This window comes from Corynebacterium breve (assembly GCF_030252165.1).
GTDB lineage: Bacteria > Actinomycetota > Actinomycetes > Mycobacteriales > Mycobacteriaceae > Corynebacterium > Corynebacterium breve.
Window position 1 is genome coordinate 1,063,726 of record NZ_CP126969.1, and the last position, 18,013, is coordinate 1,081,738.

General features: G+C 57.3%; 18 protein-coding genes. 17 read left to right on the forward strand and 1 reads right to left on the reverse strand.

The features are described from left to right. Positions 1-10: 10 nt before the first annotated feature. From steA to QP027_RS05260, 13 genes are all read left to right on the forward strand, one after another. Positions 11-1,195: a putative cytokinetic ring protein SteA gene (steA, locus tag QP027_RS05200; protein WP_284826548.1), complete on the forward strand. Its 1,185-nt coding sequence runs from the start codon at positions 11-13 to the stop codon at positions 1,193-1,195. 23 nt (positions 1,196-1,218) lie between these two features. Next, a complete protein-coding gene (locus tag QP027_RS05205) occupies positions 1,219-2,211 on the forward strand; it encodes a copper transporter (protein WP_284826550.1) in 993 nt (330 codons plus the stop codon). 27 nt (positions 2,212-2,238) lie between these two features. Further along, positions 2,239-2,892: an NUDIX domain-containing protein gene (locus tag QP027_RS05210; protein ID WP_284826551.1), complete on the forward strand. Its 654-nt coding sequence runs from the start codon at positions 2,239-2,241 to the stop codon at positions 2,890-2,892. After that, a complete protein-coding gene (gene xerD, locus QP027_RS05215; protein WP_284826553.1) occupies positions 2,889-3,794 on the forward strand; it encodes a site-specific tyrosine recombinase XerD in 906 nt (301 codons plus the stop codon). The genes QP027_RS05210 and xerD overlap by 4 nt, the downstream gene beginning before the upstream one ends. 156 nt (positions 3,795-3,950) lie before the next feature. Then, positions 3,951-4,646, forward strand: a complete 696-nt coding sequence (locus QP027_RS05220) for a hypothetical protein (RefSeq protein WP_284826554.1) — start codon at positions 3,951-3,953, stop codon at positions 4,644-4,646. Between the two features lie 110 nt (positions 4,647-4,756). After that, positions 4,757-5,626, forward strand: a complete 870-nt coding sequence (locus QP027_RS05225; protein ID WP_284826555.1) for a ParA family protein — start codon at positions 4,757-4,759, stop codon at positions 5,624-5,626. Between the two features lie 2 nt (positions 5,627-5,628). Beyond that, positions 5,629-6,450: a segregation and condensation protein A gene (locus QP027_RS05230; RefSeq protein ID WP_284826556.1), complete on the forward strand. Its 822-nt coding sequence runs from the start codon at positions 5,629-5,631 to the stop codon at positions 6,448-6,450. Positions 6,451-6,465: 15 nt separating this feature from the next. Further along, positions 6,466-7,140: a sulfurtransferase gene (locus QP027_RS12390; RefSeq protein ID WP_284826558.1), complete on the forward strand. Its 675-nt coding sequence runs from the start codon at positions 6,466-6,468 to the stop codon at positions 7,138-7,140. 112 nt (positions 7,141-7,252) lie between these two features. After that, the gene (gene scpB, locus QP027_RS05240; protein ID WP_284826560.1) at positions 7,253-7,804 is read left to right on the forward strand and encodes an SMC-Scp complex subunit ScpB; all 552 of its coding nucleotides are present in this window, start codon (positions 7,253-7,255) and stop codon (positions 7,802-7,804) included. Between the two features lie 44 nt (positions 7,805-7,848). Then, on the forward strand, positions 7,849-8,766 hold the full coding sequence (locus QP027_RS05245; RefSeq protein ID WP_284826562.1) for a pseudouridine synthase: 918 nt from the start codon (positions 7,849-7,851) through the stop codon (positions 8,764-8,766). Continuing rightward, entirely contained in the window at positions 8,766-9,455 is a 690-nt protein-coding gene (cmk, locus tag QP027_RS05250) for a (d)CMP kinase (RefSeq protein ID WP_284826564.1), read from the forward strand. The genes QP027_RS05245 and cmk overlap by 1 nt, the downstream gene beginning before the upstream one ends. Beyond that, the gene (gene der / locus QP027_RS05255) at positions 9,455-11,038 is read left to right on the forward strand and encodes a ribosome biogenesis GTPase Der (RefSeq protein ID WP_284826566.1); all 1,584 of its coding nucleotides are present in this window, start codon (positions 9,455-9,457) and stop codon (positions 11,036-11,038) included. The genes cmk and der overlap by 1 nt, the downstream gene beginning before the upstream one ends. Before the next feature lie 28 nt (positions 11,039-11,066). Next, the gene (locus tag QP027_RS05260) at positions 11,067-11,954 is read left to right on the forward strand and encodes a CE1 family esterase (protein WP_284826568.1); all 888 of its coding nucleotides are present in this window, start codon (positions 11,067-11,069) and stop codon (positions 11,952-11,954) included. Here QP027_RS05260 and QP027_RS05265 read toward each other — a convergent pair. Beyond that, positions 11,951-12,754 (reverse strand): class I SAM-dependent methyltransferase, encoded by an 804-nt coding sequence (locus QP027_RS05265; RefSeq protein ID WP_284826569.1) that lies wholly within the window; start codon positions 12,752-12,754, stop codon positions 11,951-11,953. The genes QP027_RS05260 and QP027_RS05265 overlap by 4 nt on opposite strands. A 32-nt stretch (positions 12,755-12,786) precedes the next feature. Here QP027_RS05265 and QP027_RS05270 point away from each other — a divergent pair, with 32 nt between their 5' ends. The 4 genes from QP027_RS05270 to QP027_RS05285 are packed head-to-tail and all read left to right on the forward strand — an operon-like array spanning position 12,787 to position 17,954. Then, positions 12,787-14,232 (forward strand): ABC transporter transmembrane domain-containing protein, encoded by a 1,446-nt coding sequence (locus QP027_RS05270; RefSeq protein WP_284826570.1) that lies wholly within the window; start codon positions 12,787-12,789, stop codon positions 14,230-14,232. Between the two features lie 2 nt (positions 14,233-14,234). Further along, on the forward strand, positions 14,235-15,995 hold the full coding sequence (locus QP027_RS05275) for an ABC transporter ATP-binding protein (protein WP_284826571.1): 1,761 nt from the start codon (positions 14,235-14,237) through the stop codon (positions 15,993-15,995). Next, complete coding sequence (locus QP027_RS05280; protein WP_284826574.1) at positions 15,992-16,957, forward strand: CE1 family esterase; 966 nt, start codon at positions 15,992-15,994, stop codon at positions 16,955-16,957. The genes QP027_RS05275 and QP027_RS05280 overlap by 4 nt, the downstream gene beginning before the upstream one ends. A 19-nt stretch (positions 16,958-16,976) precedes the next feature. After that, positions 16,977-17,954 (forward strand): diacylglycerol/lipid kinase family protein, encoded by a 978-nt coding sequence (locus QP027_RS05285; RefSeq protein WP_284826576.1) that lies wholly within the window; start codon positions 16,977-16,979, stop codon positions 17,952-17,954. Positions 17,955-18,013: the final 59 nt, after the last annotated feature.

Below are 18,013 nucleotides of genomic sequence, written 5' to 3' on the forward strand. Positions count from 1 at the left end.
AATAGGCGATATGAGTCTGTTCTCCCGCACCTCCGATCAGCCCGGCCTGCACGGTACCTTGCGCGACTGCACCCCCCAGGGAAAAGGCCTCAAACGCCTTGCCGAAGGCGATATCGCCGTAATCGATTCCCCTGACCTTGGCCGCCGTGAAGCCCAGCTGCTGCTCGACGCCAAGCCTGCAGCAGTGGTGAACCTTGCTGAGTTTTCTACCGGAGCGATCCCTAATTACGGCCCGCACATGCTTCTCGACGCGAACATCCCGCTTGTGGAGGCGGCAGGATCTGAGCTTCGCGAGCAACTGCGTGACGGCAAAAAGGGCTCCGTTACCGAAGACGGGGAAGTCTTCATTGGAACCAAACGGGCCGGCGCGGGAACAGTGGTGCAGCGCGAGGACGCCGATGCGACGTTCAACGATGCGCAGCGCAACCTGGTTGATCACATGGAAGCCTATTTTGGGAACACGATTGAGTTCATCCATTCGGAAGCGCCGCTGCTCATCGACGGAGTCGGTGTGCCCGACGTTGGCGACGACCTAGCAGGCAAGAAAGTTCTCGTCGTTTCTCCAACGGATGGCCACCGTGAGCGACTTGATCGTCTTCGCAATTTCATTCGTGAGTATGAGCCTGTGATCATTGGAGTGTCGTCCGCCGCTGACACGCTCGCAAAAATGGGCTATAAGCCAGACTTTATCGTCAGTAATCCGGAGGAAGTTGAGGCGGATAACCTGCGAAGCGATGCGCGCGTGATCTTGCCTGCGGATCCTGACGGCCACGCACCAGGTTTGGAGCGTATTCAGGATCTGGGTGTCGGTGCCATGACCTTTCCTTCGGCACTAGAGAACCCAACTGATTTGGCACTGTTGCTCGCCGTATTCCACGACGCCCAAATGATCGTTACAGTTGGGGACCGTGTCGATCTGGATGCCATTTTCGCCCACCGCGAGGACGCAACTCCCGCGTCGTTGCTCACATGGCTGAAGGGCGGTGGTCGCATCATCGATTCCGACATGATCGAATCGCTGTACAACGTCGGTTCCAGCCGCGCAGTTGCGTGGGCGTGGGCAATTCTGGGGCTCCTGGTGGCTTTGGCCGCCATTATCGTGATCGTCGGATTAGGGGGAGATGCCTCGTTTACCGACAACCTCATCGATACGTGGAACAACATCGCACTCACAGTTCAAAGCTGGTTTAAGTAGCTCGAAAGAGAGGGTGATGTTTCATGGCGTCACGTAAATCAGGCCGAGCCGGTTGGCTCTTGTCCGGCCTGGGATTCGGAATTGCAGGCGGCGTCGCATTGGGCACCTTGGTCCTCGCCCCAGCAATGGAGGCGGGTTCGTCGAACTCTGCTTCGTCTGAAATCGCTCCGGGCAGCTCTGAGTCGGACATCGCTGAGCCGAAGAAATCTGAGGCAGATGAGAAGGCAATAGAGATTGCCGACGCGCAAGCCGAGGCAGCAGATGGTGTTATCGCGGACTTCGCGTCGGACGCTGTCGGTGGTTCTCTCGACCAACGCCCAGTATTGATCCTTCGTACCGCCGATGCTGACGCCGCCGACGTAGAGGCGGTCGCTCGCTTTGTTGAACAGGCAGGTGCGGAGGATTCTGGTCAGATCACATTAACCGAGAAGTTCTTTGACAAGGACCAAGCGGATGGTCTGAAATCGATCGTTGCCAACACGCTGCCCGCAGGAGCACAGCTCTCCGAGGACAAGATGGCACCCGGTGTCCACGCAGGCGAGTCGCTCGGCGCAGCACTGATGTATGACCCTGAGACAAGTGAGCCGATCGCAAGTGTCGATGATCGTGCACTGGTTTTACAAACTCTGCGCGAGGATGGCTACATTGACTACGAGGATGGGACGATTCGCCCTGCACAGGGCATCATCTTGGTCAGCGGTGACTCTGACGGTGCCGGCGAGGGCTCCTTCGCAGCGAAGATGCTTGTCGACGTCGCCACTGCCTTGGATTCTCGCGGCAACGCGGTAGTGCTCGCAGGACGCATTCACTCTGCATCGGACGACGGCGCAATCGGTATCTTGCGCGCTGACGCTGATGGGGCAGGCAAGGTTTCTACTGTTGATTCCGTTGATAGGGTTTGGGGTCAGATGGCCACGGTTTTAGCTCTGCGTGAACAGATCGACGGCGGGTCGGGTTCATATGGGGCAGCGGCCAGCGCGGAAGCATCATCGCCAGCACCTGTGGCAGCGGAATGAGACTTGTGAAGTAGTACATTAGTGACCATGACCCGCCATACTTTTGAAGTTACAGATTCAAAGCTGCTAGTAGATTCACCGATCATCGCGTTGCGTCGCGACCAAGTCACGATGCCAGGTGGCGGAGTCGCCTCACGGGAAATCGTTGAACACTTCGGCGCAGTGGCAGTTGTCGCCCTCGACGACGACAACCGGATTGCCATGGTCGAGCAATATCGGCACTCGGTGGGGAAGCGTCTCTGGGAGCTCCCCGCGGGCATACTTGATATTGCCAACGAGGACCCGACTGAATGTGCACGTCGGGAGCTACACGAAGAAGCTGGGCTGGAAGCCACCGAATGGACGCTACTAACCGATATTGTGACTTCCCCGGGGTTCTGCGAGGAAACCGTGCGTATCTTCCTTGCACGCGGTCTTAGCCAGGTCGAACGCCCCGAGGCTCAGGACGAGGAAGCCGACATGGAATTTCAGTGGGTCCCGCTTGACGAGGCACGCTCTGCCGTGATGGACGGGCGCATTAACAACGCGATCGCATTGGCCGGCATTATGACTGCAGCCGAAGTTGTCGAAGGCCGCGCCACATCACGTCCGGTGGAAGCACCATTTGAGTTGCGTCCCGAGTCGATGGCGCAACGTCGCCAAGCACAAGGCGTTGTTCCTGACATGAAAAAGGTCCAGTGAACGCACACGAGGTAGCAACCAACTGGCTCAATCACTTGGCGGTTGAGCGAGGCCTGTCCAACAACACTTTGAGCAATTATCGACGAGACGTTGAACGGTACCTCACCTGGTTGGATCAGGCCGGCAAGTCGTCGTTAAGCGATGTGTCCACGTCCGACGTTGAATCTTATGTTCAGGACCTGCGACGTGGCATTGACGGGGCAAAGCCCTTAGCTGCGTCGTCTGCCGGTCGTGCTTTAGTTGTTGCACGGGGGCTGCACAAGTTTGCGGTGACGGAAGGGTACGTGCCGGCTGATGTTGCGGCGAGCGTATCACCTCCGGCGACCGGTCAGCACCTGCCAGACACCTTGACTGTGGACGAAGTGGTCGCGTTGTTGGAGTCTTGCCCCACCGAGACACCGATTGGCCTGCGCGATCGAGCTTTGCTTGAGTTGCTGTACGGTACGGGTGCTCGAGTGTCCGAGATTCTTGATCTCACAGTGGATGACATGACGGATCATGATGGAATTCTGACTGTGACGGGTAAAGGAAACAAGCAACGCATCGTTCCTGTGGGATCACACGCTCAGTCTGCTATAGACGCTTATCTGGTGCGGGCCCGACCGATGTTTGCCACGGGCAAGTCCCATGCGTTATTGCTCAACACTCGTGGAGGTGCGCTCTCGCGTCAAAGTGCGTGGACGGTGATCAAGAATGCTGGTGAACGTGCGGGGATAACCAAAGAAATCTCACCGCATACGTTGCGTCATTCTTTCGCGACTCACCTGCTCGAGGGCGGGGCAGACGTGCGTACCGTGCAGGAGTTGTTAGGCCATTCGTCGGTGACGACAACGCAGATATATACGCACGTGACAGCGGACAATCTGCGCGAAGTCTGGCACATGGCGCACCCACGTGCGTAGTCAGGCGGGACGCGACCGTTTCCTGTTTGCATCAGCAGTTGACCAAGCGCAACCAGATAACAATAGGGGTGAAGCCTTCTGGGCAGGCGACTTTTTCGTAGCCATCAGAGTAAACTTCCGCCTTGCTCATTGTCTTCGTAGCAGAGGGTTGTTTTCGTGCGATTTTCTAGGTTCTACGCGATCGTTGCGGCGGCCGGCCTGCTTAGCGGGTCGGCTCCATTGGCGTGGGCAAGCGCTCCGGCACTGGAAAATGTGCCACCTGTCTCTCCATCGGTAGTCGGTGACAGTACTTCCGAGGGATCAGCTGATCAAAGCGCTGCGCGCAACTCGGAACGCAGGGCCGCAACCCCAGTCTCAAAAACAGGGGCCGAAGCAATACACCTTGAAGGAACCATCGAAGCCAACACGCTGACGGTAAAAGAGCCGGTGAGCAAAATCGATGAACTGTTGCCTTTGGCAGCGATCGACGAAGACGACTTGAAGCTCCGCTACTTGGACATCAACGGAGGAATCATCGAAGATGTGCAGCGTGAAGCAAATATCGGAGAACGACAAGTGACCTTTGTGTATCCCGAAGGCCAAGTTCCCGATAACCCTTTCATTGTCGAGGTCATCCGCGACGATGAAATTGCAGAATATGTTGCGGTTATTATTGCCAAGAACGCCGACCTTGCGGTGCCAGATGAACGAAGCGAACCGGTACATAGTCCCGACCGTGAGGCCACTGAGGAAGCGAATGAACTTCCAGATGATGACGAAATCGGCGCGGGCCCGAATGTTGCTGTTGGCCTTGGTTTGCTACTGCTTGTAGGCGGGGGCCTTGCGGTAGCTCGAAGGCGGAGGGCAAAGTGATGCCGTCAAGTGTTAATGCTTGACGGAAGAACATTTGCGCGCGGGCGTTACTGTAGCTAATGACAACGGTGTAAGCTTGGCCCCAAAGTAGTCAAGGAAGAAGGTGTGACGTGAGCAAGGACGGATTGTTCGACGCTTCCGAGATTGAGCTCGGACTCACCGGGCGCCCAGTCAGGGAGCTTCCGAAGCCAGCCCCTTTGGAAAAACACGGTCCGGCCCGCATCATCTCGATGGTGAACCAAAAGGGCGGAGTGGGTAAGACGACCTCTTCTATCAATCTGGGTGCCTGCTTGGCTGAACAGGGGCGTAAAGTCTTGCTGGTTGACTTGGACCCGCAAGGTGCGCTGTCTGCGGGGCTGGGCGTTGCGCAGGCCGAAGATCAGGTCACTGTCTACGACCTCATGTTGGACAATACTTCAAGCATCCACTCTGCAATCCTGCGCTCAAACGTCAATGGCCTCGACTTGGTGCCTGCGAATATCGACTTGTCTGCGGCGGAGATTCAGCTGGTGAACGAGGTAGGCCGCGAGCAAACCTTAGGACGTGCGCTGCGTCCGGTACGCAACGAGTACGACTACATCATTATTGATTGTCAGCCCTCTCTTGGCCTGCTCACTGTGAACGCGTTGGCCTGCTCACACGGCGTGATCATCCCGATGGAGTGCGAGTACTTTTCTTTGCGCGGCCTGGCGCTGTTGACCGATACTGTGGAAAAGGTCCGTGATCGAATCAACTTTGATCTGGAAATCGTGGGCATTTTGGTCACAATGTTTGATCGTCGTACCTCTCACGCCCGTGAGGTGATGAACCGCGTGGTCGAGGTGTTTGGTGATCGGGTCTTTGACACCGTCATCACCCGAACTGTGCGATTCCCTGAGACTTCCGTCGCCGGCGAACCGATCATTACTTGGGCACCAAGTTCCCCTGGTGCACAGCAGTACCGCAACTTGGCACTCGAAGTGATCGAACGGACCAGCTAGACGTGAGCACTCCCAGTGCGACTGATGCCCACCAGCCGGAAATCACCGGTTTTACCTTGGTGCTAAACAACTTCGAGGGGCCCTTTGACCTCTTGCTCAATTTGATAAGCGCCAAAAAGCTCGATGTCACTGAAGTAGCGCTAGCCGAAGTTACCGACGAATTCATTGCATACGTCAAAGCTCTCGGGGAAACCGCGGAGTTGGATGAAGTAACCGAATTCCTTGTCATCGCGGCGACCTTGTTGGACCTCAAGGCAGCCCGATTGGTGCCTCGCGGCGACGTCGAAAGCGAAGACGACCTAGAGTTGCTCGAAAGTCGCGACCTATTGTTCGCGAGACTCCTGCAATACCGCGCATACCAGCAAGTCGCAGACATGTTCGCTGAGTGGCAGAAAGACGCACAGCACCGTTATCCGCGCGCTGTGGCGATCGAGCCGCAGTTTGTAGATCTGCTTCCGCCAGTGCGACTCGGCCACACTCCGGCCACTTTTGCAGAGCTTGCTGCAAGCGTGTTCCGACCCAAAGCACCTGATGAAGTACGCACCGATCACCTACACCAAGTAGAGGTTTCCGTGCCGGAACAAGCGGGGAGGATCCTAGACACGCTGCGTTTGGCCGGGGCAGATAGCTGGCTTTCTTTTGCATCGCTCACCCGTGACTGCACCCGCTCCATGGAGGTAGTGGGGCGCTTTCTCGCGTTGCTGGAACTGTATAAGGCACGTGCTGTAGAGACCCACCAAGAAGTCGCGCTCGGCGACTTAGACGTTTCCTGGACTGGCCTCGACGTCGATCCCGCCGTGGTGGCAGCGTCAAACTGGGAATAACTAGGATTGAAGACTATGAACCACGTGAACAGCCCATTGATTACAGTAGACGAGTTGAAAACACTGAACACTGCCGTAGTCTTGCACGCATCAATGGGGGCACAGCCACCTACCGAAGTGATTGCAGGCGCATTCGTGGCCGATCTTGAGGACGACTTTTCTCACACCGATCACCCATTGCCACACACGGTCCCCGGTAACATCCAAGAGGTTTTTGCTTCCTACGGCATTAGCGACGACACGCCCGTGGTTGTGTACGACTCGGATGGCGCGACAGCACCACGAGTGTGGTGGCTGGCTAGAGTAGCCGGTCTCACAGACGTGCGTGTCCTTGACGGTGGCTTTCGCGCTTGGCAGCGAGCAGGCCTGCCTACCGAGGCACCTTCCCGCAACGCAGAAAGTGGCGTAATCGTTGCTCAACCGCTCTGGGATTTGCTTATCGACGCGCCCGGTGTCGCGAACACCTCGCGCCAAGTGGTGGATGCCCGCTCCCATGACAGATTTGTTGGCGCGGTGAAGGAGCCTCGACCCGGATTGCGTTCAGGCCATATTCCCGGCTCGGTGAATGTTCCATTCACGGAAGTGTACAGATCAGACGGCACGTGGAAGTCACCCGAAGAGCTCGCCGAGCTCTTCCCGACGAGACCACGTAGCTTTCTCGTGCGGGTCAGGCGTCACCGCGTGTGTTAATGCGCTCGGTGCAACACTCGCAGGCAGGGAAGACGTAGTGGTGTATGAAGGATCGTGGTCGGAGTGGGGACGACCTAACTCTGGCTATCAGATCGAAACCGGGGAGGCGTAGATGAGTCTTCCCATGGTGACGCAGTTGAGATCACAGATCGAGTCGATTTTGCTGGTGCTTGACATCCCGGCTACGGCAGATACCATGGCCTCGGCGCTGGGAGTGGAACGTGTGGTCGTCGATAAGCAACTGCGCGAGATTGCTGCAGAGTTCGACGAGCGTGGCAGCGGAATTGAACTGCGCGAGACAGCCGAAGGCTGGCGACTGTACACCAGGACGGACAACGCAGAGGTCGTGGAGAAGTTTGTGCTGGATGGATCGCAAACGCGATTGTCCCGTGCTGCAATGGAAACTCTCGCGGTGGTGGCGTATCGCCAGCCGGTGACCCGAGCGCAAGTTGCCGGTGTGCGTGGCGTGAATGTGGATGGAGTGATGCGCACGCTGACTTTGCGTGGTTTGATCGCCGAAATTGACCCGGACGAGGCAACAGGCGCACACCGCTATGTGACAACCGAGCTGTTTCTTGAATTGTTGGGAATCGACTCTTTGGATCGGTTGCCAGATCTGGCCCCCTTGCTGCCGGAAGTCGATTCCATTGAAGATGCCTGGTAGCATCTGCAGGGTTAACAATCGCATATCGAGATAAGGACACGAAAGTGACCCCAACCGCTCGCCGAGAAGGCATACCGGAAAAAGACAACCCCAAGGACAAAAGGAACGAAGAAATCCTGTTGTCCTACGCGAAACCCGCTCGTCGCCAAAACGTAAATATCAATGAACGTCGCGAACAGGCGGAGAAGAACCCACTGGAAGACAACTGGTGGGACGATGGTGACCAGCCACAGGGGATCCGCCTGCAAAAGGTTCTTGCACAAGCAGGCGTTGCATCCCGCCGACACGCAGAAGTCATGATCGAAAACGGCCGCGTTGAAGTGAATGGCAGAATCGTCAACAAGCAAGGTATGCGCGTTGACCCGAACGTTGATGTCATCCGCGTGGACGGCGTGCGCGTGAACGTCAATGAAGAGCATGAATACTTCGTGTTCAACAAACCTCGCGGTGTACACACCACGATGAGTGACGAGGAAGGACGCCCATGCGTGGGAGACTACCTCTCGGAGCGCGTGGCGTCGGGTCAGCGTCTGTTCCACGTCGGCCGCCTCGACGCAGATACCGAAGGCCTGTTGCTGCTTACTAACGACGGAGAGCTAGCGAACCGGCTGACCCACCCGAAGTACGGCGTAACCAAGACATACTTGGCTACCGTGCTGGGGGAAGCGAAAGGCACGCTGACACGCCAACTGCGTAAAGGCATCGAGCTCGACGACGGTATTGCCAAGGCAGACTACGTCCAGATTGTTGACGTAAACCAAGGCATGTCGCTGGTACGCATCGAAATCCACGAAGGCCGCAAGCACATCGTTCGTCGGATGTTTAAAGCTGCTGGGTACCCAGTCCAGAGACTAGTGCGCACTAAGGTACACACGGTGCAGCTGGGCGAGCAGAAACCGGGCACCATGCGCGCACTCAACTCTTCTGAATTGACGGCACTATATAAGGCGGTGGGGATGTAATGATCACGAACATGCCTGATAACGGCCTCATTCTGGCCGTCGATGGTCCAAGCGGCACCGGCAAATCCACCACCTGTCGCGCGCTGGCCAAGAAGCTCAATGCAAAGTACGTGGATACCGGCGCGATGTACCGCGTCGCTACGCTCGCCGTGCTTCGCGCCGGTGTTGATCCAGCAGATACCGATGCCGTGATCGCAGCAACGGCCCAGCTACCGCTAACCGTTTCTGACGACCCAGACTCGACCGAAGTCTTACTCGGTGGCGAGGACGTGTCCCAAGAAATCCGAGGAGCAGAGGTCACCCGCAATGTGTCTGCGGTTTCTGCGATCCCAGAAGTCCGCGCAAACCTAGTCGCGCTACAGCGAAAGCTTGCCCGGGAGGCACACCGCGCCATCGTGGAAGGCCGCGACATCGGAACCGTTGTACTGGCCAATGCCCCGGCAAAGGCGTACCTCACCGCCTCGGCTGAGGTCCGCGCGCAGCGACGCTTTGCCCAGGATCGTGCTGCCGGTCGCGACGTAGATTTTGATACCGTGCTAGCCGACGTCGAGCGACGCGATGCACTCGACTCTTCGCGCGAAACATCCCCGCTGCGCCCAGCCGAGGACGCGGAGATCATTGATACTTCTGAAATGCCGATTGAACAGGTTATTGACCAGTTGATCAGCCTGATCGAAAAGAGTGCCTAATGACTGAGCACAACAAAGACGACAACCTCGAAGAGACCAGCTTCGTATACACCTTTGGCCCAGGCAACGAGGTCGACGCCGATGAAGCATACTCCGATGAAATCGTAGAAAACCCCGGTGGCGGCTGGGCACCCATGGACTTCGACGAAGAAGAATACGGCTTCGAGTTCGACGACGATGAGAACTTTGACGACTACACCGACGCGGATTGGGAACGCGTCGAGGAATCTCTGGGGATCACCCGTCCTGATTTTGTCGAAGAAGCGCTGCCCACAGTTGCCATCGTTGGCCGGCCTAACGTTGGTAAATCCACGCTGGTTAACCGTTTCTTAGGTCGTCGTGAAGCAGTTGTGGAAGACCATCCTGGAGTTACCCGCGACCGCGTTTCTTATCTAGCTGACTGGGGCGGGCGCCGATTCTGGGTGCAAGACACTGGTGGCTGGGACCCAGATGCAAAGGGAATCCATGCGGCAATCGCGCGCCAGTCGGAAGCGGCGATGCAAACAGCAGATGTCATCGTTTTCGTTGTCGATTCCCACGTGGGTATCACCGAATCCGACTCCGCGATGGCGGAGAACTTGAAGCGTTCCGAAGTTCCCGTGATATTGGTGGCGAACAAGTTTGAGTCAGAGTCCCAGTGGGGCGATGTAGCTGAGTTCTACTCGCTAGGCCTTGGCGATCCATGGCCGGTATCTGCTTTGCACGGTCGTGGTGGCGCGGACGTTCTCGATGAGATTTTGCGTGTTTTCCCGGAACACCCGCGCGCAGAGAACTCGATTACAGATGGTCCTCGCCGCGTAGCACTCGTCGGCAAGCCAAATGTGGGCAAGTCGAGCTTGCTGAATAAACTATCGAATTCTGATCGCTCCGTCGTCGATAATGTCGCAGGTACCACGGTGGATCCGGTGGATGAGTTGATTCAACTCGACGAACGCCTGTGGCAGTTCATCGACACCGCCGGCTTGCGCAAAAAGGTCAAGACTGCACAGGGCCACGAGTACTATGCCTCGCTGCGCACCCACAACACCATTGAGGCGGCCGAGGTGTGCATTGTCATGATCGATGCCTCCGAAGAAATCTCGGAACAGGATCAGCGCGTGATCTCTATGGTGCTTGATGCTGGCAAGGCGATGGTGATCGCGTTTAACAAGTGGGACCTGATGGACGAAGATCGCCGGTACTATTTTGACCGCGAGTTCGATGCACAGCTCAACTTGTTGCCTTGGGTGACCAAGATCAACATTTCCGCACAATCAGGCCGCGCATTGCAGAAGCTCGAGCCTGCGATGATTGAGGCACTGGACAACTGGGATCGCCGAATCTCCACCGGCCAGCTGAACAACTGGCTGCGCGAGGCGATCGCGGCAAACCCACCGCCGATGAAGAACAACCGTCTACCGCGCGTTCTGTTTGCCACGATGGCATCGACCCGCCCGCCAACAATCGTGCTGTTTACCACCGGCTTTTTGGACGCGTCCTACCGCCGCTACCTAGAGCGCAAGTTCCGCGAACAGTTTGGCTACCATGGCACGCCTGTCCGGATCGCGATTCGCGTGCGCGAGCGACGCGGACGCAAACGCTAGAGGCCATTTTTTGCACACAATGGGTCGCTTGCTCCAAAAAACACTAGCCACCGTTGTAGCCATTGTTTTGGGCTCGACGGTGGTTTCGTGCGCCAAGGTAGAAGAGCTGGACAAGGCTGAAATTCCATTCACGATATCCAGCATGGGACCAATTCGCACGGCTGAACACGTCACTGTGCCCGTACGCGGGGTAGAACGTGAGTTTTACGTCTACGCCTCACCGGAAGCCTCTAATGGCGACCTGCCAGTTATTTTCGCTTTTCACGGTCGCGGATCCAGCGCGCAGAGCTTTGCCAACGCGACCGGCTTGCACGAGTCACAGGCCATCGTCATCTACCCCGAGGGGATTGAACAGTCCTGGGCTCCGGCCTACTACCGCCAGGACCATCAAGGCGACGATCTGGCATTTATGGACGCACTGAGCACATGGGCGCAAGAAACCTATGGCGTCGAGCAGGACCAAATGATGGCCACTGGCCACTCGAACGGCGGCGGGTTCGTGCGCTATGTTTCGTGCCAGCGGCCCGGGATGTTTTCGGCGATAACGACGATGTCAGGGGCGATGTACGAGGAAGTCGTCGAGGATTGCCACGATCCCGGCACCGACTACCTGAATATCCATGCCGCTCACGATCCAGTGGTGGAGTACGAGGGCGACACTCGACGCTCCGGTGGCAAAACCTACAGCTACTTGGCTGTTCCAGACGTCTTGGAGCAGGCGGCGGAGCTAAATGAATGTGACGTAGCGCCAGCTATTGACGCTGAAGCCACAGTCCAGCGAGAAGTTTATGCGTGTGAAACCGCGCGTTTGGAGCATGTGAAGGTCGCAAGCAACTCGCACAGCTGGTTACATAAAACGCCAGTTGATTCGACAACGGAGACGTTAGAGTTTTTCGACATCGACTATTCCGGCTAGCTAACTCGCTGATACACAAAGGCATCCGTGCGGTAGGGAATGGGTAACTCTTGGCCAGGGGTGAATCCCAAATGGTCAAACAGATACCACCGCAGATTCTCCGTCACTCTTGCGCGGATCTTTTCATCGGAGCGCAGCCAGTACGACCTAGTTTGGGCAAGCGCGTACACCTGGTCGGTGGTGAGAGTCTGAACCCACCGGGTCCGCAGTTCGTCGCGAAGCTGCCACGGCGCATGTACCTCGGGATAAAACCCCTCTCGCTGGATATCACCGGAATGAATGATGCGTGCCAGCCGAAGCACCCATGCATCAGATACGTCCAGGGTGTTCCACACCAGCAGTAGCTTTCCGGTGGGCCGAATCACCCGATCAGCTTCGGCGCTGGCTGCCGCCACGTCCACCCAATGCCAGGTTTGCGCACACGTCAGGGCATCCATGCTTGCCGACGACAACCCGGTCGCTTCCGCTGTTGCTCGCCACACAGGGACAGCGGGCAACCTGTGGTGCAACACGCGTGTCATGTCTGCGGAAAGGTCGGAAGCAAAAAGCTCCCTGCCTCGCTGTGCCAAAATCTGTGTGAGTTTACCCGTCCCCGCGCCGATGTCAGTGATGCGCTTGCAGTCGTCGACAAGCGTGGCGACCTCGGGCGGATAGCTGGGGCGAACGTCATCGTAGACGTCGGCGCCTTGCTTGAAAGCCTCGGCTGAGCGAGCGCGGTGCGCGGAGTTTCGAAAGCTCGGTGCCTCTTTCGAGCTGGCTGCGCGCAAGGGTTGATCGTGCGGATTACTGCTTGGTGTCATCACAACCAAATCTACCCGTAAGATATTTCAGCATGAGTACTCTGCCCACCCATGACGATCCTCGCTGGTTGATCAAGACCGTCACGTCGCAATGGCAACGCAGCGTCCCAGCCGCGATCCTTATGGCGCTAACTTTTGTGACGAACGGTATCGCTCCGGTCATCGTGGGCCAGGCTATCGATGATGCCATCGCGCCGAGCGAAGCTCAGCGGTTAGTCAGGTGGATTGTCATCCTCGCGGCGGTCTTTGCAGCAAACATTATCTTTGGATATTACGGGCGTCGGTTGCTCATCTCCGCGACACTTTTAGTCGGCCACGATTTGCGCATGACCGTAACCGATCGGATTATGCATCCGCGGGGGATTGGAGGAACGAAAAGGACCGCCGGCGAACTACTTTCGATAGCGTCCAGTGACACGCAGCGCGTTGCCGATGCCGTCATGATGACCGTGTTCCCCGTCGCCGAGGTGGCATCGATCCTGTATGTCGCGGTGATGGTGATGACGATCCATGTCCCGCTCGGAATTGCCATTCTGCTCGGAGGCCCAGCAGTTGTCGCAATCGCCCTGTTCGCCGCGAAGCCACTGCGCGAGACTTCGGGCAAACGCCAGCACGCTCTTGCGAAGACCGCGGCCACTGCGACAGATGTTGTACAGGGGCTGCGCACGCTCAAGGGTTTGGGCGCTGTAGGTACAGTGCGCTCTCGCTACAACGCGGTGTCCGACGAAGCTTATCGACGAACCGTCGATGCCAACGCAGCCCAAGCCCGACTGAACACCGTTACAGAGTCGGCAGGAGCGCTCTACGTCATTGCCATCGCGATCGCCGCCGGCGCCCTCGCACTAGACGACGCGATGAGCATCGGCGAATTGATTACCGTGGTGGGTCTGACGCAGTTCATCATCCATCCGATGACAATGCTGGGCAAAAACATTGCCTCGCGGTGGGCGGCTGCACAAGCATCGGGCAATCGAATCCAGGGGCTCCTCGGCGCAAGCTACGCACTTGACGACGAGGCCAGCGAGGTACCTGCACTTGCGCCGGGAATCACGGTGAACACCGGGGAGCTCCCTGACGCTCTCCTCACAGCGCCACGTGATCGCGTTGTCGTATCGCCCCACAGTGCAGATCTTTTTAGCGGAACTGTGGCCTACAACGTGCAAGCTGACTCTGACCGGGTCAAGGAAGCATTGTGGGTTGCGGCGGCAGATGACATCCCGGGCGGGCTAGACCGAGAGGTGGGGGAGAACGGTGGCCAACTTTCTGGTGGGCAGCGCCAAAGAGTCGCCTTGGCTCGCGCGATTGCCGCAGACCCTGAGGTACTCGTGTTGATCGACCCCACCACCGCCGTGGACTCCATTACCGAACAACGCATCACCGAACGTGTTGCGCAGGCGCGTCGCGGCAAACCCACCGTTGTCTACACACAACAACCTGCCTGGATCAGGGTGGCCGACGCCGTGGAAGGAGGACTGTAAAGATGCGTTTCCCGCTAGCAACTGTCGGCGAGGTTCGTCGTGAAGTATCTAAACAGGTGCGCTCGGTGCCCGGCGCGACACTAGTCGGTCTCATCGCGCTAGTGCTCCTTAGCCTTGGCGCATATGCCAACGTGATGGTGCCGCGACTTCTTGGTTCGATCGTGGATATTGTGATCGAGAAGCAGGGCTTCTACGAGCTTGGTTGGGCCACCGGAGCTTTGGTCATGGCCGCGGTGTTCGGCGCTGGCGCTAGCGCTGCGGGCTTCTTCCTAGTTTCACGGGTAGCAGAACGCGTCATTGCGAACCTTCGTGAGTCCATGGTGGGGACGGCGTTAGGATTGCCGGTCCACCGCGTGGAAGAGGCTGGCTCAGGTGATTTGGTGTCGCGCTCGACAGACGACGTCTCGGAGCTCTCGTCAGCAGTCACGGAAACTATTCCAGTCCTAGCCACCAGCGCATTTACTCTTGTAGCTACGGCTATCGCCTTAGTGGCTTTGGATTGGCAGTTCCTCTTCGTCCCATTAGTAGCGTTTCCCGTCTACTTCTTTGCTGCTCGTCGCTACTTGCGCGTAGCCCCGGACCGATATGCCGGTGAACGATCGGCAATGGCGGAACGAGCCCGCCGAATTCTCGAAGCGATTCATGGACGCGAAACTGTTCGTGCCTTCCGCATGGAAGACGCCACACGTGCAAATATCCATGAAGCAAGCTATTCCGTAGTCACCCGTGGCTTTGCTGCGAGGACCACGATGACCACATTGCAGGTGTGGCTGACGGTCGGCGAATTCCTTACGATTGCGACGGGCCTTGTGGTTGCGTTCATTACCGTTGCCTCCGGCGCACTCAGCGTGGGTGCGGTGACCGCGGCGATGTTAATGCTGATTCGTATCCGCGGCCCAATCATGGGCGTGATGCGAGTGCTCGACACGATTCAGTCTGGATATGCTTCATTGGCCCGTATCGTCGGTGTCACGGCGCACCCACCCGAGCCGGTGCCAGTGTTTGGCGCACCAGATCCTGCAGGGCATGTGGAGATGCGCGACGTGACGTTCGCCTACGATGAGGCAGGCGAGAACATCGCGGTGGAGAACGTTGATTTGCAGATTTCGCCAGGTGAAACTGTGGCACTCGTCGGTGCCTCCGGCGCGGGGAAAACCACCGTGGCGTCTCTAGCCGCAGGACTTCGCATCCCCGACAAAGGCCATGTGCGTGTCGATGGCGTCGACGTACATAAACTCTCCGACGCTGAGCGAGTTGCCCGCATCGCGCTCGTGTCCCAAGACGTGTACGTCTTCTCGGGAACACTTCGCGACGATCTCACCCTCGCAGCCCCGAATGCGGCAGATGCAGAGCTGATCACAGCATTAAGAGCAGTCGAGGCAACTTGGTTTGAGTACTTGGCCGATGGTTTGGACACGGTCGTGGGAGCTCAGGGTATGCAGCTGGAGCCGTTTGAAGCACAGCAGTTAGCACTAGCGCGCATTCTTCTCCTTGACCCAGCTGTGGTGATTATGGACGAGGCGACCGCAGAGGCAGGATCTAAAAATGCCGGTAATCTAGAAAAGGCTGCAGCCACGGTGGCACGAGATCGTGCAGCACTTGTGGTCGCCCATAGACTTGACCAAGCGCGAGCCGCCGATCAAGTGATTGTGATGGAGCACGGTCGCATCATCGAATGCGGGACGCACCAAGAACTGGTGGATCAACGCGGAACATACGCGACCATGTGGGATGCGTGGCAGGAAGGAAGAAACACACAGTGAAAATTCGCGCTGTCATTGCCACATTGATACTGGCTGCCGTGACCGTCGCATCGTGTGGTTTTCCCTACGATGAGGAAGAACTCGAATCGATCAACAACCGTTTCGCCGAGACTGCTGCCGAATCTACTGACGACGAAGCCTTGGTCACCACGGAGGAAGACGTGTCCTCGTCTTTCCCCGAATCCGAGACCACGAAGCACGCTGTAGAGGCCGGCGGGCTCCGTCGCACCTACTACGTCACTGCACCGAAAGACGCTTCCGAGGGGACAAAGTATCCGCTTATCTATGCCTTCCATGGGATGGCGGAACCCGCTAAGCGCTTGCAGCACTATTCGCGGTTGGACATGGCTCACGCAATTGTCGTGTACCTGGACGGTCAAGATCAAGCGTGGGCTCCAGCCCCGTATGCCACTACAACGGGTGAGCAAGATCTTGCATTCGTTGACGCTGTTCGCGCTGAGCTGGATCAAGAATATGTCATCGACAATGCACGCGTATTTGCCACCGGCTTGTCCAACGGTGGGGGATTCGCCGCCTATCTTGGCTGCCAGCGCCCACAACAATTCACCGCAATCGCCACTGTGGCGGCGGCGTACTACTGGAAAGTCTCCGACGAGTGCTCGTCGATCCCGATGAAAACATTGGATATCCACGGAACCGCCGACAACGTCATCGAGTACGAGGGCGGAATCAGGCACGATACTGCCTACGAGTCTGTTCCTCAGATGCTTGACGAGAACGCAGTACGCAACCATTGCAGTGAAGAAGTTTCACTAAGCCAAGTGGGCACTGAAGGAGTGCGTTATAAATGGCACGATTGTGATGCCCCGCTAGAGCACATCCGCATCGGAAATGGGCAGCACAACTGGCCGGGAGGAGCGTTCGACAACACTCCCGGGGTGGTCAAAGACCGCACAACACACGAAATCCTTGACTTCTTTGGTATCTCATATCGCGAATAGGATCAGTACCATTTGAGGTGTGAACCTTCCGATCTCCGCAAGAAAAGCCGTCATTGTCTACAACCCTGTCAAAGTTGACGTGGGCCAGTTGGAAATGTACGCGGAAAAGTATCGTGGCTCGTACACGCAGATTGAGTGGAAGGAAACAACGGAGGCCGATCCTGGATTCTCTCAAGCGAAGGCAGCCGTCGAAGAGGGGGCCGATGTAGTCGTCGCATGCGGCGGTGACGGCACTGTACGCCTGGTGGCCTCTGCGGTGGCGGGGTCGTCGACAAGCTTGGGAATTGTGCCAGTAGGCACTGGGAACCTTCTAGCGAGGAACCTGAAGCTGAGTTTGCTGCCTGAAGCAGCGATGCGTACCGCGCTGCAGGGGACTGAGCGGGTCATCGACATGTGTTACGCATTGGTCGATTATCCTGACACCAGCTCCGAAGAGATCCCGTTCGTTGTGATGGCGGGAATCGGGATTGACGCACAGATGATCGCGAATACAGACGATCGCCTGAAAAAGAAATTCGGTTTCGCGGCATATGGTGTGGCTATTTTGAAATCGCTCAGGGGCGGAAACCGTGTCAAGCTGTTGCGCCGCATTGACAGAGGGCGCTGGCGCACCGCACGTGCGCACAGTGTGATCGTGGGCAACTGTGGCGAGCTGGTGAACAACCTCACTCTGATGCCTGATGCGCTGCCCGACGACGGCAGAATTGATGTGGTGGTCATGCGCCCCAAGGGGCCGGTGGGTTGGGTGCTCATCTTCGGGCAGATTGTTGCGCAAACAGCAGACAAACTGTGGAGCACGGTCAAACGGGGACGTGGGCTGAGACTGACACCAGACCGCGACACCGACGGAATGCGCTATATGCAAGGAGCGCAATTCGACGTAATTTTCTCGCATCCAGAGGTGTTCGAAGTCGACGGGGATCAAATTGGTCAGGTGACAGGATTCTCCGTTCGTGTGTCACCGAGTGTTCTCAACGTGAGGATTCCCAAAGGGTGAGACGCTCAGGGGTACCTCAGGGGTAGTTGTACCAGCGCATTGATGTGAAAAATAGTCTA